The organism is Sorangium sp. So ce367, from assembly GCF_051520455.1.
GTDB classification, from domain to species: domain Bacteria; phylum Myxococcota_A; class Polyangia; order Polyangiales; family Polyangiaceae; genus Sorangium; species Sorangium cellulosum_B.
The window spans coordinates 8811531-8833262 of record NZ_CP150334.1 but is presented as its reverse complement, the minus strand read 5'-3'; the positions used below and the strand labels follow the sequence as shown (position 1 = coordinate 8833262).

21 protein-coding genes are annotated in these 21732 nt (G+C 68.2%); 7 read left to right on the top strand and 14 right to left on the bottom strand.

Going from position 1 to position 21732, the window contains the following annotated elements:
• Positions 1–46: 46 nt before the first annotated feature.
• Complete coding sequence (locus tag WME97_RS33530) at positions 47–466, top strand: hypothetical protein (RefSeq protein WP_437543580.1); 420 nt, start codon at positions 47–49, stop codon at positions 464–466.
• Between the two features lie 74 nt (positions 467–540).
• Here WME97_RS33530 and WME97_RS33525 read toward each other — a convergent pair whose 3' ends face one another.
• Positions 541–1452, bottom strand: a complete 912-nt coding sequence (locus WME97_RS33525) for a M20/M25/M40 family metallo-hydrolase (protein ID WP_437543578.1) — start codon at positions 1450–1452, stop codon at positions 541–543.
• Positions 1453–2039: 587 nt separating this feature from the next.
• Between WME97_RS33525 and WME97_RS33520 the strand changes: the two genes are divergently transcribed.
• Positions 2040–4349: an SMI1/KNR4 family protein gene (locus WME97_RS33520; protein WP_437543577.1), complete on the top strand. Its 2310-nt coding sequence runs from the start codon at positions 2040–2042 to the stop codon at positions 4347–4349.
• 57 nt (positions 4350–4406) lie between these two features.
• On the opposite strand, the gene WME97_RS33515 is transcribed toward WME97_RS33520, so the two are convergent.
• The 6 genes from WME97_RS33515 to WME97_RS33490 form a co-directional block, all read right to left on the bottom strand.
• The gene (locus WME97_RS33515) at positions 4407–6824 is read right to left on the bottom strand and encodes an ATP-binding cassette domain-containing protein (protein ID WP_437543575.1); all 2418 of its coding nucleotides are present in this window, start codon (positions 6822–6824) and stop codon (positions 4407–4409) included.
• An 8-nt stretch (positions 6825–6832) separates the two neighbouring features.
• Positions 6833–7252 (bottom strand): DoxX family protein, encoded by a 420-nt coding sequence (locus WME97_RS33510; protein ID WP_437543572.1) that lies wholly within the window; start codon positions 7250–7252, stop codon positions 6833–6835.
• Complete coding sequence (locus WME97_RS33505; protein ID WP_437543570.1) at positions 7249–7689, bottom strand: SRPBCC family protein; 441 nt, start codon at positions 7687–7689, stop codon at positions 7249–7251. Before WME97_RS33505 ends, WME97_RS33510 begins: the two co-directional genes overlap by 4 nt.
• Positions 7686–8015 carry an ArsR/SmtB family transcription factor gene (locus WME97_RS33500; RefSeq protein WP_437543568.1) on the bottom strand — a complete coding sequence of 110 codons (330 nt, stop codon included), beginning with the start codon at positions 8013–8015 and terminating at the stop codon, positions 7686–7688. The genes WME97_RS33505 and WME97_RS33500 overlap by 4 nt, the downstream gene beginning before the upstream one ends.
• 166 nt (positions 8016–8181) lie before the next feature.
• Positions 8182–8583, bottom strand: a complete 402-nt coding sequence (locus WME97_RS33495) for a VOC family protein (RefSeq protein ID WP_437543566.1) — start codon at positions 8581–8583, stop codon at positions 8182–8184.
• Between the two features lie 252 nt (positions 8584–8835).
• Positions 8836–10062: a serine hydrolase domain-containing protein gene (locus WME97_RS33490; RefSeq protein ID WP_437543564.1), complete on the bottom strand. Its 1227-nt coding sequence runs from the start codon at positions 10060–10062 to the stop codon at positions 8836–8838.
• A gap of 183 nt (positions 10063–10245) precedes the next feature.
• Between WME97_RS33490 and WME97_RS33485 the strand changes: the two genes are divergently transcribed.
• The 3 genes from WME97_RS33485 to WME97_RS33475 all read left to right on the top strand — a co-directional run bounded on the left by WME97_RS33485 (position 10246) and on the right by WME97_RS33475 (position 12446).
• A complete protein-coding gene (locus WME97_RS33485) occupies positions 10246–10872 on the top strand; it encodes an acyl-CoA-like ligand-binding transcription factor (RefSeq protein WP_437543563.1) in 627 nt (208 codons plus the stop codon).
• A 300-nt stretch (positions 10873–11172) separates the two neighbouring features.
• Positions 11173–12006: an SDR family oxidoreductase gene (locus tag WME97_RS33480; RefSeq protein WP_437543561.1), complete on the top strand. Its 834-nt coding sequence runs from the start codon at positions 11173–11175 to the stop codon at positions 12004–12006.
• 35 nt (positions 12007–12041) lie between these two features.
• Entirely contained in the window at positions 12042–12446 is a 405-nt protein-coding gene (locus WME97_RS33475) for a RidA family protein (RefSeq protein ID WP_437543559.1), read from the top strand.
• Positions 12447–12542: 96 nt separating this feature from the next.
• Here the strand turns inward: WME97_RS33475 and WME97_RS33470 are convergent, their stop codons facing one another.
• From WME97_RS33470 to WME97_RS33460, 3 genes are all read right to left on the bottom strand, one after another.
• On the bottom strand, positions 12543–13421 hold the full coding sequence (locus tag WME97_RS33470) for a hypothetical protein (RefSeq protein WP_437543557.1): 879 nt from the start codon (positions 13419–13421) through the stop codon (positions 12543–12545).
• A gap of 297 nt (positions 13422–13718) precedes the next feature.
• Positions 13719–14033, bottom strand: a complete 315-nt coding sequence (locus WME97_RS33465; protein WP_437543555.1) for a DUF3817 domain-containing protein — start codon at positions 14031–14033, stop codon at positions 13719–13721.
• Positions 14030–14398, bottom strand: coding sequence for a hypothetical protein (locus WME97_RS33460; RefSeq protein ID WP_437543553.1), 369 nt, complete (start codon positions 14396–14398; stop codon positions 14030–14032). Before WME97_RS33460 ends, WME97_RS33465 begins: the two co-directional genes overlap by 4 nt.
• Before the next feature lie 302 nt (positions 14399–14700).
• Between WME97_RS33460 and WME97_RS33455 the strand changes: the two genes are divergently transcribed.
• Positions 14701–15735: a GlxA family transcriptional regulator gene (locus tag WME97_RS33455; protein ID WP_437543551.1), complete on the top strand. Its 1035-nt coding sequence runs from the start codon at positions 14701–14703 to the stop codon at positions 15733–15735.
• Here WME97_RS33455 and WME97_RS33450 read toward each other — a convergent pair.
• Both WME97_RS33450 and WME97_RS33445 read right to left on the bottom strand, forming a co-directional pair.
• Complete coding sequence (locus tag WME97_RS33450; protein WP_437543548.1) at positions 15669–16826, bottom strand: hypothetical protein; 1158 nt, start codon at positions 16824–16826, stop codon at positions 15669–15671. The genes WME97_RS33455 and WME97_RS33450 overlap by 67 nt on opposite strands.
• 352 nt (positions 16827–17178) lie before the next feature.
• Positions 17179–17331 carry a hypothetical protein gene (locus WME97_RS33445; protein ID WP_437543547.1) on the bottom strand — a complete coding sequence of 51 codons (153 nt, stop codon included), beginning with the start codon at positions 17329–17331 and terminating at the stop codon, positions 17179–17181.
• 778 nt (positions 17332–18109) lie between these two features.
• On the opposite strand from WME97_RS33445, the gene WME97_RS33440 reads away from it, so the two are divergent.
• Positions 18110–18832 carry a hypothetical protein gene (locus WME97_RS33440; RefSeq protein ID WP_437543545.1) on the top strand — a complete coding sequence of 241 codons (723 nt, stop codon included), beginning with the start codon at positions 18110–18112 and terminating at the stop codon, positions 18830–18832.
• A 207-nt stretch (positions 18833–19039) separates the two neighbouring features.
• Here the strand turns inward: WME97_RS33440 and WME97_RS33435 are convergent, their stop codons facing one another.
• Both WME97_RS33435 and WME97_RS33430 read right to left on the bottom strand, forming a co-directional pair.
• Entirely contained in the window at positions 19040–19507 is a 468-nt protein-coding gene (locus tag WME97_RS33435) for a hypothetical protein (RefSeq protein WP_437543543.1), read from the bottom strand.
• Between the two features lie 1654 nt (positions 19508–21161).
• Positions 21162–21686: a hypothetical protein gene (locus WME97_RS33430; RefSeq protein WP_437543542.1), complete on the bottom strand. Its 525-nt coding sequence runs from the start codon at positions 21684–21686 to the stop codon at positions 21162–21164.
• Positions 21687–21732 lie beyond the last annotated feature (46 nt).

Genomic DNA, 21732 nt, shown 5'->3' with positions numbered 1-21732 from the left:
GGCGTTCGAGCCTCGCGCTGCCGGGGATCGTGCTACATCCGAGCGCGTGCCGACGCTCGTCCTCTCGCAGCGCTATAGCCCTGACTCGAACGCGCTGTTCGCCGCTGCCCTCGCGGCCGGCTGGGACATCGAGCGTCTCCGCTCGTTCCGCTGCCCCGAGGGCCTCGCGGCGCGCGACCCCGTGCTCTACGGCGAGACCATTCTCGCCGACGCCATCATGGACGACCTCGAGGTCGCGCTGCTCGAACCGACCGCCGACTGGCTGCCCCGCCTGCCCCAGCGCCATCGCCTTCGCAGCGTGCGCCTCACGACCCTCGAGGATGCGCTGGCGCTCCGTGAGCCTGCGTTCATCAAGCCAACGGATGAGAAGCTGTTCCCCGCGCGCGTGTACGCGGACGGCGCCGCGATGGATCCGGACCCTCGAATTTCCGGGAAATTCACAGGGAGGCGGGGAGACGGGGAGTGAAGTCCCATGAATCTCCCCGTCTCCCCGCCTCCCTGTTCAATTCTTTTCTCTCTCTCTAAAGATGCCAACAGAAGTCACGTCATCTTGGCGAACCAGCGGCCGAGGATGGTTTGCGCCCGCGCGAGCTCCGAAAGCTCCGTCACCTCGTTCAGCGCGTGCATCGTCCGCTCCGCGCCCGGTCCGAAATTCGCCGCCGGGATCCCGAGCGTCGTGAAGCTTGCGACTTCCGACCAGGTTTGCCGGGCCTCGACGCCTTGAACGCCGCTTTGTTCGAGAGCCGCGATGAGCGCGTGGTTCCGGTTCGGCGGCGCCGGACGGGAGAGCTCCTCGAACCGGACTGCCCCCACGCGGTCCACGAGCGCCATCAGCCGCTCTTGGGATGTATGGGAGCTGGTGCTCGGACCGTACGTGTGGTGCACGTTCACTTCCAGGTGGTCTGGCACGACGCTGCCGGAGCGGCCCCCGTGGGCCGAGGTGGCGTTCATCATCTCGTACCAGGTCAGGCCGTCGACGACGTCGGGTACGGGCTCGAACGCGGCCAGCTGAGAGAGCACGCGCGCGAACTTGTGAATCGCGTTCACGCCGGCGCCGGGCAGCCCGCTGTGCCCCGTGCGGCCTGCAAACGCCAGCGTCGCGTGCGTGGAGCCTCCCGAGCCGAGCTGAAGCTTGTTGTCCGTGGGCTTGAGCACCAGGGCGAAGTCGGCCCCCCGGAGCTCGGTATCCTGCTTCATGACCACCCTGAGCTCGCTCGCGTCGAAGCCGCACGCTCCGCGCGCGTGAAACACGAGGGTGATATCGGCGTGTACCTGCGGCCGGCGCTCGGCCAGATCGAGCATCAGGCAGAGGCCGCTCTTCTCGGCGGCTCCAGCGCCGAGCGCGCGGTTGTTCTCCGTCCGCGCTTCGCCTCGTTGCCCTGCGTTGGCCACGTCGAGCTGCCCGACGAGCAGAATCTTGGGGCCTCCCGACCCGCGCGTGAGCGGCGCCACGAGAGAGTCTCCGTAGCGGCGTGGCGGTGAAGCCGAGGGGAGCGCCGCGAGACGTTGAGCGAGCTCGTCGGCCAGGTTGCGCTCCTCACCGGTAGGCGAGGGGATCCTGCACAGCCACAGCAAATTCTCGAGTAGTTCCACGTCGACCTCCGATCAGACCCAACGATGCGCGCTGGCTCCCCCTCAGTCGTACCGGAATTTTCGGTACCAGGACACCAGCCAGAAGGCGAGTATCGCTCCCAGCACGGTCATTAATCCGGTGGAGCTTCGCAAGCGAGCAAATCCACGCCGTCGCCGCTCCGCCGCTCCGCCATGGCCATGCCGCCCACATAGGCACCCCGATGCCATCGTGCGGAGCCCGCGCGTGGATGGGTGGATGGGGGACGTCCTGCGAAGCATCGGTAAATATCCTTGATGCGAATGCTTTGCTCGCCTCGCGGCCGGGAGCGCGTCGCACGCCAGTCATGAGACGCCTGGCGCGCAATGCGGTCCGATCTTGTGTGACATGCCACGGCTCTCGGCGTGACGTCTCACAGCGCTCGGCACATCCGTTGACCCCTCGCGCGCGCCGGGCCACCGTGGGCGCCATGGAGTCGACCTGGATCTCCGACGCTCGCGCCAAGCTCGTCGCGCTGCGCACGCTCACCCCCGAAGAACAGCGCGAGTCGCTCGAGCTCCGCCCAGCGGCCTCACCCGAGGAGGTCGGCGCCTTCGAGGCGGCGCACCGGATCCGCTTGCCCGAAGAGTACCGCGACTTCGTCCTCCACATCGCCGACGGCGGCGCGGGCCCGGACTACGGCCTGGCCCCTCTCGACGCCTGGACGCCGGACGCCCTGCCGCGGGTGGAGGTCGTGATCACCTCGGTCGACGGCCATCGCGTCTCCGCCGGCACGGGCGGGCGCCCGCCGCTCAGCCGACCTGCGGAGATGGACAAGCCCTTCCGGCTTCGCGAGCGCTGGGCGGTGCTCGACGCCGAGGGGCGCCCGAACCCGCTGCCCATCCCCGCTGGCGACAACCCGTACGACGGCTGTCTCTACCTCTCCGACAAGGGCTGTGGCTACTTCGATTTCCTCGTCGTGACCGGGGATCTGGCCGGCCAGGTGTGGAGCGACTTCACGGCGGCCGAGGGCGATGCAGAGGTGGGGCCGACCGGGCTCTCGTTCCGCGGCTGGTACATGGGCTGGCTGGACATGTCGCTCGCGTCCGTGATTGTCACTCACGCGCGCCGGGCGCTCGCGGGGCAGGCCCTCGCAGACGCCGAGCGGCAGGCGCTCGTCGCGCACGAGCGGGTCGTCGCGCCGGGCGCGAAGGCGCACACGCTCGCGGCGCGCGGGCTGGTCGATGTGTTCCTGGGGCGGGACGAGGAGGCCGCGCGGCGGCTCGCCGAGGCCGAGGCCGTGGAGCGCCACCATCCCCTGGTCGATGAGCTCCGGCGTGTCGTGCATCGCCAGGCCTTCGCGGACGCCGCGAGCGCCCGGCGCGAGGACCTGGAGCGCGCGGCGCGCTCCCCGGTCGCCGAGGTCCGCGAGCACGTGGCGCAGAACCCCGCGACCGCAGGCGAGGTGCTGGCCGCGCTCGCCGACGATCCCGCCGATGCCGTGCGCCGCGCCGTGGCCCGACACCCGTCGTCGTCCACGGAGACGTTGAGCCGGCTGCTCGGCCGCGCCGCGCGCTCGCTGCACAGCGTGGAGGGGCTCGAGCGCGCTCTCCTCGAGGCGGAGGCCATCGCCCTTCATCCGCGCGCCGCTCCGGGGGCGCTCGCGTCCCTCGCCGCCCTGGATCGCGAGATCGACGCGCCGCTCGCCCTCTGGCTGGTCCGCGCGGCGGCCCGTCACCCGGCGCTCGATCCCGATCTGCGCCGCTCTCTCGCCGCGCACCGATCGCCGGTGGTGCGTCACGCGGTGGCCCTCGCCCCCGCGCTCGATCCCGCGGACGTCGCTGCCCTCGCGCGCGACGCCGACGCGGCGGTGCGGATGGCGGTGGCGGCGCGGCCCGATCTCCAGGCCTCGCTGCTGGAGCACCTCGCCGGCGATCCGAAGAAAGACGTGCGCGTGATGGTCGCGGAGCACCCGAACGCACCGCCCGGCCTGCTCGCGCGGCTCACCGCCGATCCCTCGTCGTCGGTCATCTACGCCCTGTGCTACGCGGCGGCGCTACCCCCCGAGGATCGGGCCATTCTCGAGCTGCACCCTCACTACCAGGCGCCGGAGGGCAAGCACGAGGCGTTCGGGCGCTGGCGCTACACGGGCCGTGTCTCCGGGCCTCCGTTGCCGCTCGACGCCTCCATCGACGAGGCGCAACGATACGGAGTCTACTCCCACCCTTCGTTCCCGACGCCGCTCCTCGCCCCGCACATCGAGGAGCAGTATCGGCTCGGAGGGTACGAGATGGCGCTCCACCCCTGGCTCCCCGGCGATCTGCTCGAGGTCCTCAGCCGCGACGATTACGGCTACACGCGGAGCCGGATCGCCGGCCTCGCCGCCACGCCGCTCGACATCATCGAGCGGCTCTCGCGCGACGTGCTGGGGATGGTGCGCGCCGCGGCGGCCGAGCGCGCCGAGCTGTCGGCCGAGAGCTGGGAGCGCCTCTCCTGCGACGAGGACGACGACGTTCGCGCCGGCGCCGCGGCCAACCCGCGCTCGCCCGCGGAGGGCCTGCGACGGCTCGCGCGCGATCCCGAGCGCTGGGTCCGCCGCGCGGTGCTGTGGAACGCGGCGGCGCCGCCGGAGCTGCTCGAAGAGCTGGCGCGCGATCCCGAGCCCGACGTGCGCCGCGCCGCGCCGCTGAACGCTGCGGTGCCCGCGGAGGCCATTGCCCGACTGGCGGCGGATCCGCTGCCGGAGGTGCGCGCCTGGGCCGAGTGGCGCATGCGCCTCTCGGCGCGGTCCGCCGGATGAGAGCCATCGCGTTCCCGGCCGGCGTGCTCGGGGCGCCGGCCGGGAACACAGGCTCGCTCAGCGAGATTGGCGAGACGCGGCAGCCTTCGGCTGGTTTCCGACGAACGCCGCCAGGTGCTCGCCGGTCAGCGTCGACTTCGCGGCCACCAGGTCGGCCGGGGTGCCTTCGAACACGATCCGCCCGCCGTCGTGGCCCGCGCCCGGCCCGAGGTCGATGATCCAGTCGGCGTGCGCCATCACCGCCTGGTGGTGCTCGATCACGATGACCGACTTGCCGGAGTCGACGAGCCGGTCCAGTAGCCCGAGCAGCTGCTCGAGGTCGGCCAGGTGCAGCCCGGTTGTCGGCTCGTCGAGCACGTAGACGCCGCCGTCGGCGCCCATGTGCGTCGCGAGCTTGAGCCGCTGCCGCTCGCCACCCGACAGCGTGGTGAGCGGCTGGCCGAGCCGCAGGTAGCCGAGCCCCACGTCGGCCATGCGCTGCAGGATCGCGTGCGCCGCCGGCGTATGCGCCTTTCCAGCGCCGAAGAAGCCGACCGCCTCTGCGACCGACAGATCGAGCACCTCGGCGATGTTGAGCTTGCCGAGGCGGTACTCCAGGACAGACGCCTGGAACCGCCGGCCCTCGCAGTCCTCGCACACCGTGGTGACGCCGGCCATCATCGCGAGATCGGTGTAGATCACCCCGGCGCCGTTGCAGGTCGGACAGGCACCCTCGGAGTTGGCGCTGAACAGCGCGGGCTTCACGCCATTGGCCTTCGCGAACGCCTTGCGGATCGGCTCCAGCAGATCGGTGTACGTCGCCGGGTTGCTCCGCCGCGAGCCACGGATCGGGGTCTGGTCGACCGACACCACCCCCTCACGGCCGGACACCGAGCCGTGGATCAGCGAGCTCTTGCCCGACCCCGCCACGCCGGTCACCACAACCAGCACGCCGAGCGGGATGTCGACGTCGACGTTCTTCAGGTTGTGCGCGCGGGCGCCGCGCACCTTCATCACCCCCGACGGTTTCCGCACCGACCGCTTCAGGGAGACCCGGTCGCTCAGGTGACGCCCGGTGAGCGTGCCGCTCGCCCGCAGCCCGTCGACGGTGCCCGTGAAGACCACCTCGCCGCCGGCGGTGCCGGCCCCGGGGCCCAGGTCGACGACGTGGTCGGCGATCGCGATCGTCTCCGGCTTGTGCTCGACCACGAGGACGGTATTCCCCTTGTCGCGCAGCCGCAGCAGCAGCTCGTTCATCCGCTGGATGTCGTGGGGGTGCAGCCCGACCGTCGGCTCGTCGAAGACGTAGGTGACGTCGGTGAGCGACGACCCGAGGTGGCCAATCATCTTGGTGCGCTGCGCCTCGCCGCCCGACAGCGTGCCCGACGGCCGGTCGAGGCTGAGGTAGCCCAGCCCGATCTCGACGAACGAGTCGAGCGTGTGCCGCAGCGTCGCCAGCAGCGGCTTGACGGACGGCTCGTTCAGATCGCGCACCCACCTGGCCAGCTCGTTGATCTGCATCGCGCAGGCGTCGGCGATGTTGATCCCCTTGATCTTCGAGGACCGGGCAGCCTCGCTGAGCCGCGTGCCGCCGCACTCGGGACAGGTGGAGAACTTGATCGCGCGCTCCACGAACGCCCGGATGTGGGGCTGCATCGCGTCGACGTCCTTGGACAGCATCGACTTCTGGATCTTCGGGATCAGCCCTTCGTAGGTCAGGTTGATGCCCTCGACCTTGATCTTGGTCGGCTCCTTGTGGAGCAGGTCGTGGAGCTCCTTCTTCGTGAACTTGCGGATCGGCTTGTTCGCGTCGAAGAAGCCGCACCCGTTGAAGATGCGCCCGTACCATCCATCCATCGAGTAACCGGGGATGTTGAGCGCGCCCTCGTTGAGCGACTTGCTGTCATCGTAGAGCTGGGACAGGTCGAAGTCGGAGACGGATCCCATGCCCTCGCATTTCGGGCACATGCCTCCGTTGACCACGAACTCGCGCTTCTCGGTCTTCTTCCCGCCGGCCTTCTCGATCGAGATCGCCCCGACCCCGCGGACCGACGGGACGTTGAAGGAGAAGGCGTTGGACGAGCCGATGTGCGGCTTGCCGAGGCGGCTCCACAGCACCCGCAGCATCGCGTTGGCGTCTGTCGCCGTGCCGACCGTCGAGCGGGAGTTGGCGCCCATCCGCTCCTGGTCGACGATGATCGCGGTCGTCAGCCCTTCCAGCACGTCGACCTCGGGCCGGGCCAGCGTCGGCATGAACCCCTGCACGAACGCGCTGTAGGTCTCGTTGATCAGCCGCTGCGACTCCGCCGCGATGGTGCCGAACACCAGCGACGACTTGCCCGAACCCGAGACGCCGGTGAACACCGTGAGTCGCCGCTTGGGGATCTCGACGCTGACGTCCTTGAGGTTGTTCTCCCGGGCGCCCTGGACGCGGATCAGATCGTGGCTGTCGGCGGCGTGCTGTCTGTCTGCGGCGTGCTGCTTGGAGGAGGCCATGTTCGCGATCATGTCATCAACACCGACGGTCTGTGAAGGGGTTCCGGCATCTTGCGCGAGTCCGGTCGCAGCGCCCACGACGTCACCGCGAGCGCGAGGACCACGAGCGGCGCGATGATGTGGCCAGCGTTGCTCATGGAGTCGCTGGCGCCGACGGCGGCCCAGGCGAAGGCGGCGCCGGTGAGGTCGAACACGAGGCCCGCATACGCCCACTCCTTCAAGCGCGGGAGTTTCGGCGCCAGCAGCGCGAGCGCGCCGAGGAGCTTCCAGATGCCGAGGAGCGTGACGAAGTGCAGCGGATAGCCGAGGCGCACGAAGCCATCGACGCTCGCTGGCGCGTGGAGGACGTGGGCCACGCCGCCCGAGACCATGGACGACACGACCAGGCCTGTGGTCACCCAGTAGGCCACGAGCCTCGCCCGGCTCACGAGACCCTCTCGAGCAGGTCGACGAGCTTCCCGCCCATCATCTTCCAGCCGTAGCGCGCGCCGCCGAAGTTCTGCTTCTGGTCCGGCTTGAAGCCCGATTGTACGAGGGACAGGCGCGTACCCGACGCCGTGGGCGTGAGCGTGAAGGTCACGACGGTCTCCAGGAAGGGGACGCTCCACGTGTAGCTGAGCTTCCGATGCGCTTCGATCTCGACGAACCGGCAATTCACGGTGCCGTCCCAGCCGGGGTACGGCTGCGTCTTGAGCGTGAACGCCGCCCCCGGCTCGAGCTGGAGGCCGATGGTGGGCAGGAGCCACTCCGCGAGCAGCGCCGGTTCGGTGAGCGCGCGCCACACCTTCTCCGGCGCATGCTTCAGATCGAACTCGAACGAAATGGATTCGGTTTGCGATTGTGCGGTCGTGTCGGTGAGGCTCATTTGTCCATTTTCTCCAGCAGTTGTTCGAGGCGATCGACGCGCTCCATCCAGAAGGCGCGGTAGTGCGTGATCCAGTCGACGAGCGGCTTCAGTCCGCGCGGCTCCACCCGGTAGTAGACACAGCGCCCCTCGCGCCGGCCGCTCACGAGGCCGGCGTCCTTCAACGTGGCGAGGTGCTGCGAGATCGCCGGCTGCGAGATGTCGAAGCGCGACGTGAGGTCCTTCACGGCCGCTTCGCCGCGCGTGAGCGACTCGAAGATCGCCCGGCGGCTGGGGTCTGCCAGCGCCTGGAAGATCTTGTCTTCGACCACGGCCGCGCTCTGCATCCACGACTTATAAGCCGCGGCTTATTGATTGTCAAGCGCGCGGATCGGGCTGCCTGGGCGCGTCGGAGCGGTGAGGCATGGTTCTGCGAAGCAGCCAGCTCTCTTGGCACGTGACTGGGCGCACGAGCGCGGGGAGTGTCTTCTCCTCCGCCGAGATCCGTGCGGCTTACTCCCCGGCCTTCGGATCCATCCACACCACCTCCCAGTGGTGCCCGTCGAGGTCCTCGAAGCTCCGGGTGTACATGAACCCGTGATCCTCCGGCGGCCCCGCCTCCTTGCCGCCGCCGGTGAGCGCCTTCGCCACCATCGCGTCCACCTCGGCACGGCTCTCGCACGAGAGCCCGAAGGCCCCCTCCACGTGCGTCGCGGTGTCGCAGATCTCCTTCTTGGTCAACGTCTTGAAGAACGGCTCGACGAGCAGCATCGCGTAGGCGTGCTCGCCGATGAGCATGCAGGCGGCCTGCTCGCCCGTGACCTTCGGGTTGAACGTCAAGCCGAGGGCCTTGAAGAACGCCACCGTGCGATCGAGGTTCTTGATGGGCAGGCTGACGAAGAGCTTGTGGGACATGAAATTGTCCTCCTTTTGCTCATGGACCCCCCGCCCGCGGAGGAATCATCGGTCGCTCGAAAAAATCTTCGCGCCCTGCTCCGGCAGCTCCAGGGGCGCGGCCTTGCGCCGCTCGCCGAGCTGCGCCTCGTGCGAGCCCCTCGCGGCCGAGGAGCTCGCCGAGCTCCCGCTCGGAGAGCGCGGCCGCCTCCGTCACCGCGCGTCCCGGTCAGCCGCGACGGCTCGCGGGCCGGCTCCTGAATGACAAGGTCGTCAGCGGTCGCCGGCCGACGCCAGGGCCTGGAAGTGGCTGATTGCCTCGTAGACTCCCAGGCCGATGCCTCTGCTGAGCTGGTCCCGCTCGACCATGTTATGTGCGAGAAAGATCAGCACCGAGTCGTCGTCGGCGTCCGCGCGCCACCAGCCTCCGAAGCCGCCTGGCCAGCCGACTGCGCCCTTGCGGCCCCCACACACCGTGGGCTCGGCCTTCTTCGGATCGAGCACCACGGCGACGCCCATCCCGAAACCGTGACCGCCCCGGAAGAGCGGCATGCCTCCCACTTCGGCCGTGGCGCGCTGCTGCTCCGTGAGGCGGTTGGAGGTCATCAAGGCGAGCGTTTCGGGCCGCAAGATACGCACGCCATCCACGGCGCCTGCTCCCAGGAAGATGCGCGCGAACGCGAGATAGTCGTCCAGCGTCGACCACAGCCCCTGGCCGCCGGAGACATAGTCCATGTCATCAGGCCGTTCAGGAACCGTCGAGTCGCCCGGACAGGTGAGGCGCGCGGCGAGGCGGCCCGAACCATCGAACCCGCAGTTCTTGACTCGCCGGTCCCGCTTCTCACGTGGCACGATGAAGCTGGTGTCGACCATGCCAAGCGGATCGAAGATCCGGCGCTTGAGCACGTCGCCGAGCGGCGCGTCCTCGATGCGAGCGATGAGCAACCCGAGGAGATCGGTCGAGTGGCCATAGTGAAGGGTGGCCCCCGGCTGGTCGAGCAACGGCAAGGCAGCCAGCCGCGTGATCCAGTCGTCGGGCGTCACGTGGCTGTCGATGTCGCCTCCCAGCGCCTCCCCATAGGCCTCCGCGATGGGTCCACGATGAAAAGCCCCGTAGGTCAGTCCCGAGCGGTGCGTCAGCAGATCCTCGAAGGTGATCGGTCGTTCTGCCGGGTCGGTCTCGTCGAGCGGGCCCGTGGGAGAGCGCAGGACGCGCATGTCGCTGAACTCCGGTGCCCAGCGGGCGATCGGATCGGTCAGCGCGAAGCGCCCCTCCTCGAACAGCATGAGCGCCGCCGTCGAGGTGATCGGCTTCGTCATCGACGCGATGCGGAACAGACTGTCATGCTCGAGGGGCAGCTTGGCTTCCAGGTCTCGCCACCCGACAGACGCGCGCTGAACCACCTCGCCGTCGCGCCAGACCATCGTTGCTGCGTTGGCGAGCGCGCCAGCGTCTACGATCGCTCCGACGGCCCGCGCGATCTGGTCTCCTCCGTTCATTCGTCGCCTCGATTCAACCCATGTCCGGTCAACGTCGCGATCAGCTGCGTCGCAGGGGTCAGCGGTATAGCATGTGGACGGCGAGGCAACGCGGCCAGCCTCGTATTCACGCGACCACGGTCGCGACGCTCCGCGGTCTTCAGGGAGGAGCACCCGAAGCGTGTGCGTGGTACCTTGGCCCGCATGAAGGAGGCCGGCCCCTCGGGGCTCAGGGAACGCAAGAAGGAGCGCACGCGCGCGCAGATCATCGAGACCGCGATCGAGCTCTTCCTGAAGAACGGCTACGAGCAGACGACCCTCGATGACGTGCTCGGGGTGGTCGAGGTCTCGCGGAGGACGTTCTTCCGCTACTTCGAGTCGAAGGAAGACCTCGTGATCGCGTGGATGGACCAGTTCATCGAGGCGGCGCGCGAGGCGGTGCGGGCGCGCCCGCCGAGCGAGCCGCCCGTCGTGGCGCTGCGAAACGCCGTCAAGACGATCGTGAAGCTCCACGAGGCGGATCTGCCCCGCTTCGCCCTGATCCAGCAGTTCGTCGCGCGGACGCCGGCGATCCGCGCGAGGCAGCGCGAGCGGCTGGGACACTGCGGGGAGGAGATCTGCGAGCCGCTGGCCGAGCGCATGGGCCTGGACGCGCGGCATGATCTCGCGCCGCGCGTGCTGGCCAGCTGCGCGATGGCGGTCGTGCAATCCGCGATGGACGCGTGGATCGCGCGTGGGGCCACCGAGGACCTGCCAGAGCTGGTGGACGAGGCCTTCCGGACGCTCGCGCGCGAGTTCGGCCGCGATGGGAGCGGCGCCTCGCCGCAGTGAGCGCCGGCTCGGTCGTTTCCTCCTGAGGCGTGCCCCCGGTTCGTCTGCCGGCGAGGAGCGCTGGCAAGAAAAAGTGCGCCTTCTTGACAAATGCCACTGAGGGGCTATTGTCCCTGGGTAGCTGCTCCCCGCCGGGTTCCGGTGCTTGATCGCTCCACGATCCTGCGATCCCAGAGGTGCTCAGCGCGCCTCTACAGCTTCCGTTTGGATCGACCTTGCCGAACCGCTGGGCCAGGGCGGCCACGTCAGACCGTCGGCGGCTGGCCGGACAATGCCGGTCACGATGAGAAAGGAATCCTCATGGCAAGGGTATTGATTACCGGGTGCAGCAGCGGGTTCGGCTTCGAGGCCGCCAAGGCGTTCCGAGCTCGTGGGGACGAGGTGTTCGCCGGCGTGCGTGACTTGAGCGGAAGAACCGTCGGCGTATTGAGGGAGCTCGGCGTGACGCCGGTCGTGATCGATGTCACCGACGACGTGGCTGTCGAGCGCGGTGTCACTCAGGTGCTGGCGGCAGGCCCGCTCGACGCGCTGGTCAACAACGCCGCGATCTTCCTGCACGCCACGGTCGAGGAGACGTCCGACGCCCAGGCATACCGCATGTTCGAGACGAACTTCTTCGGTCCGCTGCGGATGAGCAGGGCGGTGCTGCCCTCGATGCGCGCCCGAAGACAGGGGGTGATCGTCAATGTGTCTTCCGTCGCCGGTTTCCTCGCATTGCCGGGGGACGGCATCTACGCCGCGACCAAATTCGCGCTCGTGGGCATGTCCGAAGCCCTCTACCATGAAACCAAGCCGTTCGGCGTCCGCGTGCGGGTCGTGGAGCCCGGCGCCTTCCCAACGACGGAGATCTTGCGCAAGGCTCTGGGATCGGCGCGTCACTTCGGATCTCCTTACCAGGCCCACATGGACGCCTTCGCGTCGGCGATGAGCTCGTTCCAGAAGGCCGCGCCGGTGCAGGACGCCAATCTCGTGATCGAGGCCATCTGGCGCGCGGTGCACGAACCGGAGACGCCGTTCCAGCAGCCTGTTGGCGCCGACGCGCAGGCCGTGGCGGCCGCTCGCCGCGCGCAGCCGTTCGAGGCCATCGAAGCGATGATCCAGCAGACGCTCGGGCTCGGGGCGCACGGCCCTTGACATCCTCGGATTGTGTTGCTTTCCCTTCCCCCTCAATGCGCCTGGTCAAGATCAACCCGCCCGACGTCCACCCAACTCCCGGTTATCACCACGTCACGATCGTCGAGGCAGGCCGGCTGGCCTTCCTCGCCGGCCAGTGCCCACTCGACCTCGACGGCAACGTGGTCGGCGCGGGCGACTACCTCGCGCAGGCCGACCAGGTGGCAGCGAACGCGCTGACCGTCCTGAAGGCGGCCGGGGCGCAGCCCGCCGACGTGGTGCGCTCGGTGATTTACGTGGTCAGCGACGACGACCAGGTGCTGGGCGCGGTGTGGCGGCGACTGAACGACTCGGCGCTCGGCGCGGCCTTCGGTACGGCCAGCACCCTGCTCGGGGTCGCTTCGCTCGGCTTCCCCGGTCAGCTGGTCGAGCTGGACCTGACCGCCGCGCTCCCCGGTTGATCCAGCGGCGGCCGAGGCCGCGCGGTGCGCCCTCGACCGCATCCCGGTGCACGTGCACGCGCTCCGACGTCACGCTCCCTGACCGAGGACCCTCGTTCAGTGGAAGGCGAAGCGGTCGACCGTGATCGTGTAGCTGAGCTGTTCGCCGCGCTCGATGCGGCCACCGAGCGATATGTGGTGCTCCTCGCCGCTCGTCGCCACGTACTTCGCGTCGGCCGCCACGAACGTGCACGCACCCTCGAGCGGCTGCGGGCGCTCGGAGAGGCAGCCGTAGCCGTCCTCGGCGACGGGGCGACAGATGCGGGTGTCGATCTTCAGCGCCTCGACCTCCACGCGCGAAAACAGGCGCTCCTCGTAGGTGATCTTCATGGGCTTCTCGCAATAAACGTAGATGGGCACGTATTGGTGCTGCGTGTCCTCGTACACGACGCCGCCTTCGATCTCCTCGCGCGTGCCCGCGGCCACGTCCAGATAGCCCTTCAGGCGGACTGGCGCCTCGACCGCGGCGGGGAGACCCTCGGCGGGCATCGCCTCGGCGTGCGGGTGATCGCCTGCGTAGACGAGGACGTTGAGGAAGCGGTGCCGCGCGCCGTCCCCGATGGGGTTGAAGATCTCGCTGGCCGCGTCGCATCGTGCGGCCTGCTCGGCGGAGTGGCTCTCCATGTTGTCCCCGCTCGACTCGAACCCGAGCTCGTAGACGCCCACGCTCGCTCCCCAGCCATTGTCGTCCTTGGACGCGGCCAGGCCGGCGGCGTCGTTGTTTGGGGCGATCCAGAGGTTGTTGGTGGTGAGCGCGGGGACGTGCGCCAGCGAGCGAACGAGGGAGCCGTCGTCGCCGCAGCCGCGCCCGATCTGTTCATAGGTGGTGTCTACCTCCGCCGGAGTCGACGGGGTTGCCGGCGCCTCGGTGGGCTCGGCGAACGTGTCGCCGTCCGATCCGCCGCAACCCGCGACGAAGATGAAAGGAGCCCCCACGAGAACCAGCGAACGAAAGCAGTACCTCATGACGGCGGTAAGAGCAAAGCTCGTACCTTTCCGAACCATGCGGATTTTCCGTCCAAATCGCAGCGCGAGGCGCGGCGCGTGAACGGGGCGCCACACCACGGCCGCTCACGACGCGGCTGGCGGCATCAACCTCGCTGCCGAGCGCACCCGGCGCGGCGGGTAGCCGCGGGTGGGCCCGAACTCGCGGCGGGCGACTCGGCGCCGACGCGCAGGCAGCGGCGGCCGCTCGCCGCGCGCAGGCATCGTCAAAAGGCTGATGCTGTGGCGTCAGCCATGGGGCGCGGTCCCCGCGTCGCCCTCGATCTCGCGCTTCAACGTCCGATCCAGCGCGAAGGTCCCGCCCGGTACGAGCGACGCGAGGAGCGCCATGAGCGAACGGCGACGCGGCCAGTCGCGCTCGGTGGCCGCGCGAAACAGCGCGGAGACGAAGAGGAGAAAGAAGAGCCCGTGGGCGCTGCCGGCGATCCGGACCGCGATCGGCAGGCCGAAGATGTATTTGAGCGGCATCGCGACGGTGAGGAGGACCAGGAACGACAGCCCTTCCAGGAAGCCGACGACGCGCAGGGTGCGAAGCGCGCTCATGATCGGACGTCAGCCCAGGTGGGCCGAAAGACCATCATCAGCAGCACCACGAAGAGAGGGGCAACGGTCGAGACGAACGCGCCGAGCGTGCGCCGGTCGCGCGCGACGCTGTGAACGAGGGCGAGCTGCGAGACCAGCGACAGGACGAGCCCTGCGATGACCCAGAGCTCCATCAAAGGAACCTGCAGCTGCGTGGTCATCAGGTATCCCGCGATCCACGTGACGACCAGCCCTGGAGAGGCCACGGCGTGGACGGCGCGCTTGCGATCGGCGTGCACCGTGGCGACGAAGCTGCCAATGAGGCCGCCCGCGTACAGGATGACGCCCAAGAACTTGATCAACCGTAGAATCTGGTAGGCGGGCATGAGGGGGGCTCCATGGCGCGGCGCGAGGCGCTCTTCACGATTCGCCTTCTCGGGATGGCCACGACGGCTCCGAGACGTGAGACGGTCGGAGGGGCTCGCAAACGAGGGGATGCCCCGGATGCCAGCGGCATCGAGCCGTTATCGCTCGGCAGTTGGCATGGCCGGGATATGGCACCGCCGGGACGGTCCCGCGAGGGGCGTTCGTGCCAATCTTCGACGACTTCTGGCCAGCCCGGCGTCCCGGACCCGCGCCGGATCATAAAATCGGTGGCATGAAGTGGATAATCAAGCATCTTTCAGCCATGCATGTCGTGGCTGTGGTCGCGATGGAGGGGGTCGTCCCCTTCGACCTGTCGACGCCCTGCGAGGTGTTCGGGCGTGTCCGGCTGCCCGGGGGGCGGGCCGGGTATCAAGTCCGTGTTTGCGGGGTGACGCGCGAGGTGAGCGCCGGAGCGTTCGATCTCCGGGTGCGCTTCGGCCTCGACGAGCTGACGCGAGCGGACACCATCATCCTTCCGGGCGTCGCCGAGGCGAGCGTCGTGGTCCCGGAGGCGCTCTTGCGCGCGGTCCGCGCTGCGGCGGCCACGGGCGCTCGCGTCGCCTCCATCTGCACCGGGGCGTTCCTCCTCGCCGCGACCGGGCTGCTCGACGGGCGCCGCGCCACGACCCACTGGCTCGCGACGGACGAGCTCGCGCGCCGCCACCCGGCCATTCGCGTCGACCCGAAGGTGCTCTACGTGGATGATGGGCAGTTTCTGACGTCGGCGGGCGCCGCGGCGGCGCTCGACCTCTGCCTCCACATGGTGCGGCTCGACTACGGCTCTGCCGTGGCCGCGGACACGGCGCGGCTCTCGGTGATGCCGCTCGAGCGCGACGGGGGGCAGTCGCAGTTCATCCTCCACGAGCCGCCCGCGCCGGACGGCTCGTCGCTCGAGCCGCTGCTGCGGTGGATCGAGGAGAGCCTCGACAAGCCGCTCACGCTCGAGGACATCGCGCGGCGCGCGGCCCTCAGCGTGCGCACGCTGAGCCGCCGCTTCCGCGAGCAGACCGGCACCACGCCGCTGCAATGGCTGCTCCGGGCCCGCGTGCGCCGCGCGCAGCAGCTGCTCGAAACGACGGGGCACTCGGTGGAGTCGATCGCGGCGCGGGTCGGGTTCGGCTCGCCGACCGCCTTTCGCGGGCACTTCCAGCGGCTCGTGACCACGAGCCCGCAGGCGTACCGCCGCGCCTTCCGCGCCGCGCCGATCAAGGCGAACGGCGCGATCCGCCCTCAGTCTTCGGCCCTGACGATGAACCCGTCCCCAGACGATCCCGGTCGTTTGTTGATGGCCAGGTAGACGCCGCTCGTGTCGGCCGCGATGTGGGAGATGGAATCGTCGGTCTTGACGAGCCGGGTGGGATTCTTCCCGTCCACGCCGACGCGCCACAGCGCTCCGGACGAGGCCCAGTAGAGCGCCTGTGCGTGGGCGACGAAGAAGGTGCCCTCCACGTCGGGGGACGAGAGCACCTCGGTCGGATCGCCGCCGGACACGGGCATGCGCCAGATCGCGCCGGGGCTCATGTAATAAATGAACTCGCCGCTGATCGCGAAGCCCAGGAGGGTGCCACCGCCCACGGTCACGACCACCTGCGGCTCGCCGCCGGTCCGGGGGGAGCGCAGGATGTCGTCCTTCTCGAAGGACTCGACGGACTTCCAGTAGACGAACCCGGAATCCAGGGCCAGCGTCGTGCTGAAGATGTCGCCGGCTGGACCATGCACGGCCTCGTCCCCGGCGTCGAGCCCGATGCTCCTGACCTCGAGCGGCCCCGAGCGCACTTGCTGGGTGAAGAACACGCGCTCGCCATCGGTCACGACATCCTCGATGCTGCCAAAGTCGTCGACGAACGTCACCAGATCGATCACGGCACCGCCCGATTTCGGCATCGCGCGGAGCCAGTGCGTGACCGAGTTTTCGGCCCAATACACGTTCTTCTCGTCCACCGCGACGGACAGGGGGACATTGCGTGAACCGTAGATCTCCTCGCGCTCTCCCCCCGCCTTCGCCACGCGCGCGACGGCGGTGTGTGTGAGCTGCTCGACCCAGTACACGTGCGACGCGTCGACCGCGATGCCGTGATCGATGGACACGTGCTTCCCGGCGTGCGCGAGCACCGTGCAGCCGCCGGCCGGCACGCCCACGGGGAGGCACGCGCCATTGCAGGACACCTGCGCTTCTGGGCAGTCGGTGGGCCCCTGTCCGCCCCCGCCGGTCTCGCTGCCCGTGCTCCCGCCGGCCCCGCTGCCCGCGCTCCCGCCGGCCCCGCCCTCGCCCCCTTGCATCTGCCCCCCAGCCCCTTGCGCTTGCCCCCCAGCGCCCTTGTCGTCGCCTCCACAACCAACGATCATCGACATCACCACGACGGTGCTCCCGAACCAATTCAGCCGCATACAAATCTCCTGTTCCGATCTGCCGACCTGTACGCGTCCGCCGGCGCACGTTTTCGTCGCCGGGGGTCGCGCTGTCGCGGCGTTCGACGGTCGCGGGAGCGATCCATTCGACGCCGTGCGTCGCGCTCGCTCCCGGGCGATCGAGGCACCCGAGAAGGCCGCTCCCGACGCCGCCCCGCGGGGTGATCGCCGGCGATACCCGTGACGTGTGCCAATGCTCCGCCACGGCTTCCTTGCGTGTCATGAACGTGCTCGTTCTCCTGGCCCGGCGCACGGCGGATCTCGGCCTGGCGTCGCTCAAGAACGCCGCCGTCTCCACCGCCGGCTATCTGTCGCCAGGGCCGCCGCCGATTCAGCGAAGTTGCAGCAGCAGCGCCTCGCGCTCCCGGGCCAGCTGACCCCGAGGGAACTCAATGGCGTGCATGTCGAGCAGGCGTCGCGCCTCGACGTCAGCCCTGGCGTTGTAGGCCTCGATGGCCTTGCGCGCCTGGAGGATCAGGTCCATCTCGCGCTCGCTCGCCCCCGCTCAATGCGCCTGGTCAAGATCAACCCGCCCGGTCAACTGGTCGAGCTGGACCTGACCGCCGCACTCCCCGATTGATCCAGCGGCGGGTCGCGTCCGGAGCGGCCGAGCCCCGACTGTCTAGAGGCGTGCAAGGAAAAGTGTGACAAGATATGGGAACTCTGCCGTGACAACTGCCCAAGGGGCGACACGACCTGCCTAAGACAGTGCACTGATGAATATAGTCGATGCCTCAAAGACTGCGACAGGAGATGTAAGTGATGCTCGAGCTGACCTTTAAGCTGACCCCAGAAGAGGGCGAGCCGCGCGACATCGTGGTTCGCATCCACGAGCCGACGCGGAACCCTCCGGGAAAAAAGTGGCCTTGGGCTGTCACTGTTGACATCGATGGGCGCCCATCTACTACATACGGGGTAGACCCTCTCGATGCGGTTGAAAACGGAGCCCAGCACGCCGCGATCGTGTTGCGCGGGGTCCATGGTGATGCGCTCGATCCGCCTATCGAGCCGCGGATGAAGGAGGGCCAATAATCGTAACCGCCCGGCCATCGCCATGGGCATGGGCCCTTGCGGCTCTCGCAGGGGTCGACGATGCTGGGCGCGGGGCGGCGTCGGCCCACGACTCGGCGCGGGCGCGGGTGGTCCTGCGAGGAGGCCTGGCGAGGAGGCCTCCGCCTGCGTCGCCGACCGATGCCACGTTTCAGGGTCATGATGAAGGTTAGAATGCCCGAGGCCGTGAAAGGTGCCAGGGTTACAAGGCCATGAAGTGCTCGAATGAAGAGTTGGTCGAGGTGGTATATCGCTATTACCCGCGTGGGGTCTCGCGCGAGGACCCGCGCCACAAACGGACAGAGGAATACGGACGGCTGGTGGACGCCCGTCGTCGAGCCGGAGCCGAACGTGGCCGTTGGCAAGGTGTGCTAAATCGGATCCATGATAAGTTTCCGGAGAGTTCCTTGATTGACCGTTCTATTCATCTTCTCACGGGAAACTACGACGCCTGCTACGCCGGTCACCTCTCTGTCGGGGCAAGCGCTCCAGGGGAGTATAGTCACGTGATAGGGTTCATGGTGAGTCTGTTGGTTTCCTGTTACGTCGTTTACAGCATGCGGACCGTTGACGACCTCGAAGAAATCGAGAGGATCAGGGTGATTAATGCGACGCCGTCTCGCCACGTAAGCGTCTTCGCTTATGACACGCATTACGTCCTACCTGCCTGGATGGGCAAGCTGGTCAGGCTGGTCAAGCCCAACTTTGTTGAGCCACCACTTCCGCTGGAAGCTAGACGGCAGGACCTCAGTTTCGATCTGTCGCCGGATGAGCAGCCGTACGCGACTTGGATCGCGCAGGAAATTGAACACACCTGGGGATACGAGCGCATGCCGCCACTCGTCGGAAAGCTCATCATACCGGACGTAGCAACCGACAGCCGCCTCTTGGGGGAGGCCACGCTCTATGATTGTCTGTTCTCAGACAGCTGGTAGGAACACCGTCGAAGCGGTCGGCGTGGCGCTCTCAGGATCTCACGTGGAGTCACTCTCCACATTGATGGTTGGCATGTTGTCCCTCCACGTGCAACTGCCCAACGCTCGGCTCACCCGCGAGCGACGGAGGGGCGCCGCAGGCGCCACGGAATCGCTCGTCGGTGTGCAGCCGTGCGTTGGGCAGCTTCGTGTACGCTTTCGGAGCCATTACTTCCCCCGGGACTGCGGATGGGTGCCCATGCCGAGTTCTCCCCATAGCCACTCTAGGAGATGGCCGGCCTCCAAGCTGGAGTTGCGAATCTCATAGCCGCCACGGCTGCCGAGCTTAACTTCCCGGTACGCGTCCGATCTCTCCCACAGGTAGGCCTCGCAGCCGCCGCTGGCCGCATCACGCGACACGTGCTTCTCCTCGATTCGACCGCCTCGAGCGATGTCCGCCTTCTTCCGCATGTCGGCCAGCTGCGCAGGAGGAATGCGGCGCGACTGGAGGACGGGATTTCTGAATCGCTCTCTCAGCCCGGTCTCCAGATAGAGTCCGTCCCCGGCCGGTTGGGGAGACCAGGGCCTTCCCAGGTCGTAGAACCAAATTTGGCCCTGATCATCAAGGACGTGCCCGTAAGCCTTACTGCCCCAGGCAAAACTCACGTAGTAGCAGGAAAAAAGCGGCTTGCCCATTCTCACTCCCTTCGAATTCGGGTCCGCCTCGAGGATCGGAGGGGAGCGAGGCGTAGGTTGAGGTAAGTCGTCCGCGACTCGTGGCTGAAGCGTGGGCTCCGGGCTGGGTTCCACCTCGCTGGAGGACCTCTCGGGATCCTTGTTCACGGATTTCGCTACAGAAGGCGTGTGCGACGGAGCAGCTGGTTCGCCACTTCCGGACTCCGACTGTTCCCGTCGCGCGCAGGAAGCCGCTACAAGACTCGATGCAAGAGCCGCTGCGATGTAACCGAGGAAAACCTTGGTGCGAGTCATGCGTCTTCCGAAGTAGATAGCTGTCCCGTCGCCTGTCCGACGTCGCAATCAGTTGCGTCGCAGGGCCTGGCGGCGGATCATAGCATGTAGGCGGCGAGGCGCCGCGGCCAATCTCCGTATTCCCGCGAATAGGTCGCGAAGCTCCGCGGTATATCGGTGTATTGCCGTGAATAGGCAGCGACTTCCGCGACCTATCTGCGCATCTCCGAAGATTGGCAGCCGCTGCGCGTCCAGTATCGCCGACCCCGGCGCGCGCCGCGAGGGGCCACGCCCATGGCGACCGATGGGCGGTTACCCCGGCGCGGCGGGTAGCCCAGGCTGAGGCGGCGTTCGCGGCGACGTTGAGGCGGCGCGCATCGCCCACGAGACCATCGGCGCCTGCTCGGCACGCCCGGCGCCGACATGAGCGGCGTCGTTGACCTCGGGGCTCGGCGCAGCCGCCCTGGCGGGTAGCGCCAGCCGGGGTGGCGCTCGCGGCGAGCGATATCGAGGCAGCGCTCCTCACCCACGAGAGGACCGGGCCGCTGCTCGGCGCGCGCCTGGCGCGGAGCCGGGCAGGACGATCGATCTTGCGATGGAGCGCACACGGCGGGGTGGCTAGCCGAGGCCGCCAGCAGCTTCATGGGTCTCTTGAGCGGCCAGCGCTCTGCGCGCTCGTAAGCCCGGGCGGCGCAACCCCACTCGCCGGCGGGTGCGGTCCGCGCCGAGAGAGCGTCTCTCTGGTCCTGATTCCCGCTCGATCCACCCTTGGGATGTGCTCTGCCGAACGCCTACGGCCACCCCCATGGCCACGTCTCTTCTTGGTGGAGGCGCCGGGAATCGAAACGCCTGCCGAGGGTAGGCATCCGCATGGATCGCATAGGTTTCCGCATGAGTCGGCAGCGGCAACCGTGCCGTCGACGCCGGCTAACTGCGCGAAACCGCGTCAGGCAGACGAATCGCGGACGAAATCGGCCGATCCGCGGACGGTGCTGCTCGGCCAGCTCGCGGAAGGCATGCGGCCGGCGCTCGCCGCGGGCGACGTCGAGCCGGCTCGCATCGCCCACGAGACCATCGGGCGGCTGCTCGCTGCAGCAGAGACAAGGAGGTCGAGCATTCTGGCGCGTGAGCGGCCTAACCCCGGCGCTAACCTGCAACCGGTCGCCAACTGTAACACGACGAGGCCAGCACCGAAGCACGACAGTTGGCCGTGGCATTCACCACGGCCTGGGCAGCGATGACCTATACGCGCAGCACGGCTGTCAGGTTCAGCGGCTCGTTAGGCAGCCTCGCACACCCGTCGTTCGCCAAAGTAGAGCAACATTTGTGGGGCAGTTCACAGGGTGTGCAGTGGCAACTCCAACGATCCAGGCGAACTGCGTCACAAGATGCGGCTTGTGTGGATGCCGCGGCCTGGCGGGCCCGGGTGATACACCCCAATCTGCTTTCCGAGGACGAGCGCGACCATGCCAGGCACTGAGGGACCCGTCGCTTGAATGCTCACCGTGTTGACCTCCGTTGACACGCGCCAGACCTGGAACGTCCCGCGGCGTATGCGGACCGTGGCGTCTCTGATCGTCGCGGGCAATGGCACGCCGCTCATCGCGAGCCGCAAGGCGTGAACCAGGTTGAACGTCTTGTATACGAGCAAGAAAAACAACGGCACCGCTGCGGCCAGACCATAGCGAGCTAGCTCGTAGCCATGCGCGTCGCCCCAAAAGCCACCGACCACGATGATGACCAGCAGGAGCAGCGTTCCAAGCCAAGATTCGATCTCGGGCCGTGCGTGGCGACAGGTCGCAAACCGTCGCGGCGTTGGTTCGCGCAGGTCCTCGGGGAGGAACTCGGCTAAGCTGGTCGACGTTGCTGGCACTGGCGAGGTCGGTCGTTCGACGTTCGAGGTCATCTGAATCCCCATTTCGTCCCCTGCACCCCGGTCAAGCAGGCGAAAT

Excerpts from the sequence above, each read along its gene's own strand:
- WME97_RS33435 (WP_437543543.1), bottom strand. The coding sequence starts at position 19,507 with ATGGGCAAGCCGCTTTTTTCCTGCTACTACGTGAGTTTTGCCTGGGGC.
- WME97_RS33490 (WP_437543564.1), bottom strand. The coding sequence starts at position 10,062 with ATGAACGGAGGAGACCAGATCGCGCGGGCCGTCGGAGCGATCGTAGAC.
- WME97_RS33440 (WP_437543545.1), top strand. The coding sequence starts at position 18,110 with ATGAAGTGCTCGAATGAAGAGTTGGTCGAGGTGGTATATCGCTATTAC.
- WME97_RS33475 (WP_437543559.1), top strand. The coding sequence starts at position 12,042 with ATGCGCCTGGTCAAGATCAACCCGCCCGACGTCCACCCAACTCCCGGT.
- WME97_RS33500 (WP_437543568.1), bottom strand. The coding sequence starts at position 8,015 with ATGCAGAGCGCGGCCGTGGTCGAAGACAAGATCTTCCAGGCGCTGGCA.
- WME97_RS33430 (WP_437543542.1), bottom strand. The coding sequence starts at position 21,686 with ATGACCTCGAACGTCGAACGACCGACCTCGCCAGTGCCAGCAACGTCG.
- WME97_RS33495 (WP_437543566.1), bottom strand. The coding sequence starts at position 8,583 with ATGTCCCACAAGCTCTTCGTCAGCCTGCCCATCAAGAACCTCGATCGC.
- WME97_RS33445 (WP_437543547.1), bottom strand. The coding sequence starts at position 17,331 with ATGGACCTGATCCTCCAGGCGCGCAAGGCCATCGAGGCCTACAACGCC.
- WME97_RS33480 (WP_437543561.1), top strand. The coding sequence starts at position 11,173 with ATGGCAAGGGTATTGATTACCGGGTGCAGCAGCGGGTTCGGCTTCGAG.
- WME97_RS33520 (WP_437543577.1), top strand. The coding sequence starts at position 2,040 with ATGGAGTCGACCTGGATCTCCGACGCTCGCGCCAAGCTCGTCGCGCTG.
- WME97_RS33450 (WP_437543548.1), bottom strand. The coding sequence starts at position 16,826 with ATGCGGCTGAATTGGTTCGGGAGCACCGTCGTGGTGATGTCGATGATC.
- WME97_RS33515 (WP_437543575.1), bottom strand. The coding sequence starts at position 6,824 with ATGGCCTCCTCCAAGCAGCACGCCGCAGACAGACAGCACGCCGCCGAC.
- WME97_RS33485 (WP_437543563.1), top strand. The coding sequence starts at position 10,246 with ATGAAGGAGGCCGGCCCCTCGGGGCTCAGGGAACGCAAGAAGGAGCGC.
- WME97_RS33455 (WP_437543551.1), top strand. The coding sequence starts at position 14,701 with ATGCATGTCGTGGCTGTGGTCGCGATGGAGGGGGTCGTCCCCTTCGAC.
- WME97_RS33505 (WP_437543570.1), bottom strand. The coding sequence starts at position 7,689 with ATGAGCCTCACCGACACGACCGCACAATCGCAAACCGAATCCATTTCG.
- WME97_RS33465 (WP_437543555.1), bottom strand. The coding sequence starts at position 14,033 with ATGAGCGCGCTTCGCACCCTGCGCGTCGTCGGCTTCCTGGAAGGGCTG.
- WME97_RS33460 (WP_437543553.1), bottom strand. The coding sequence starts at position 14,398 with ATGCCCGCCTACCAGATTCTACGGTTGATCAAGTTCTTGGGCGTCATC.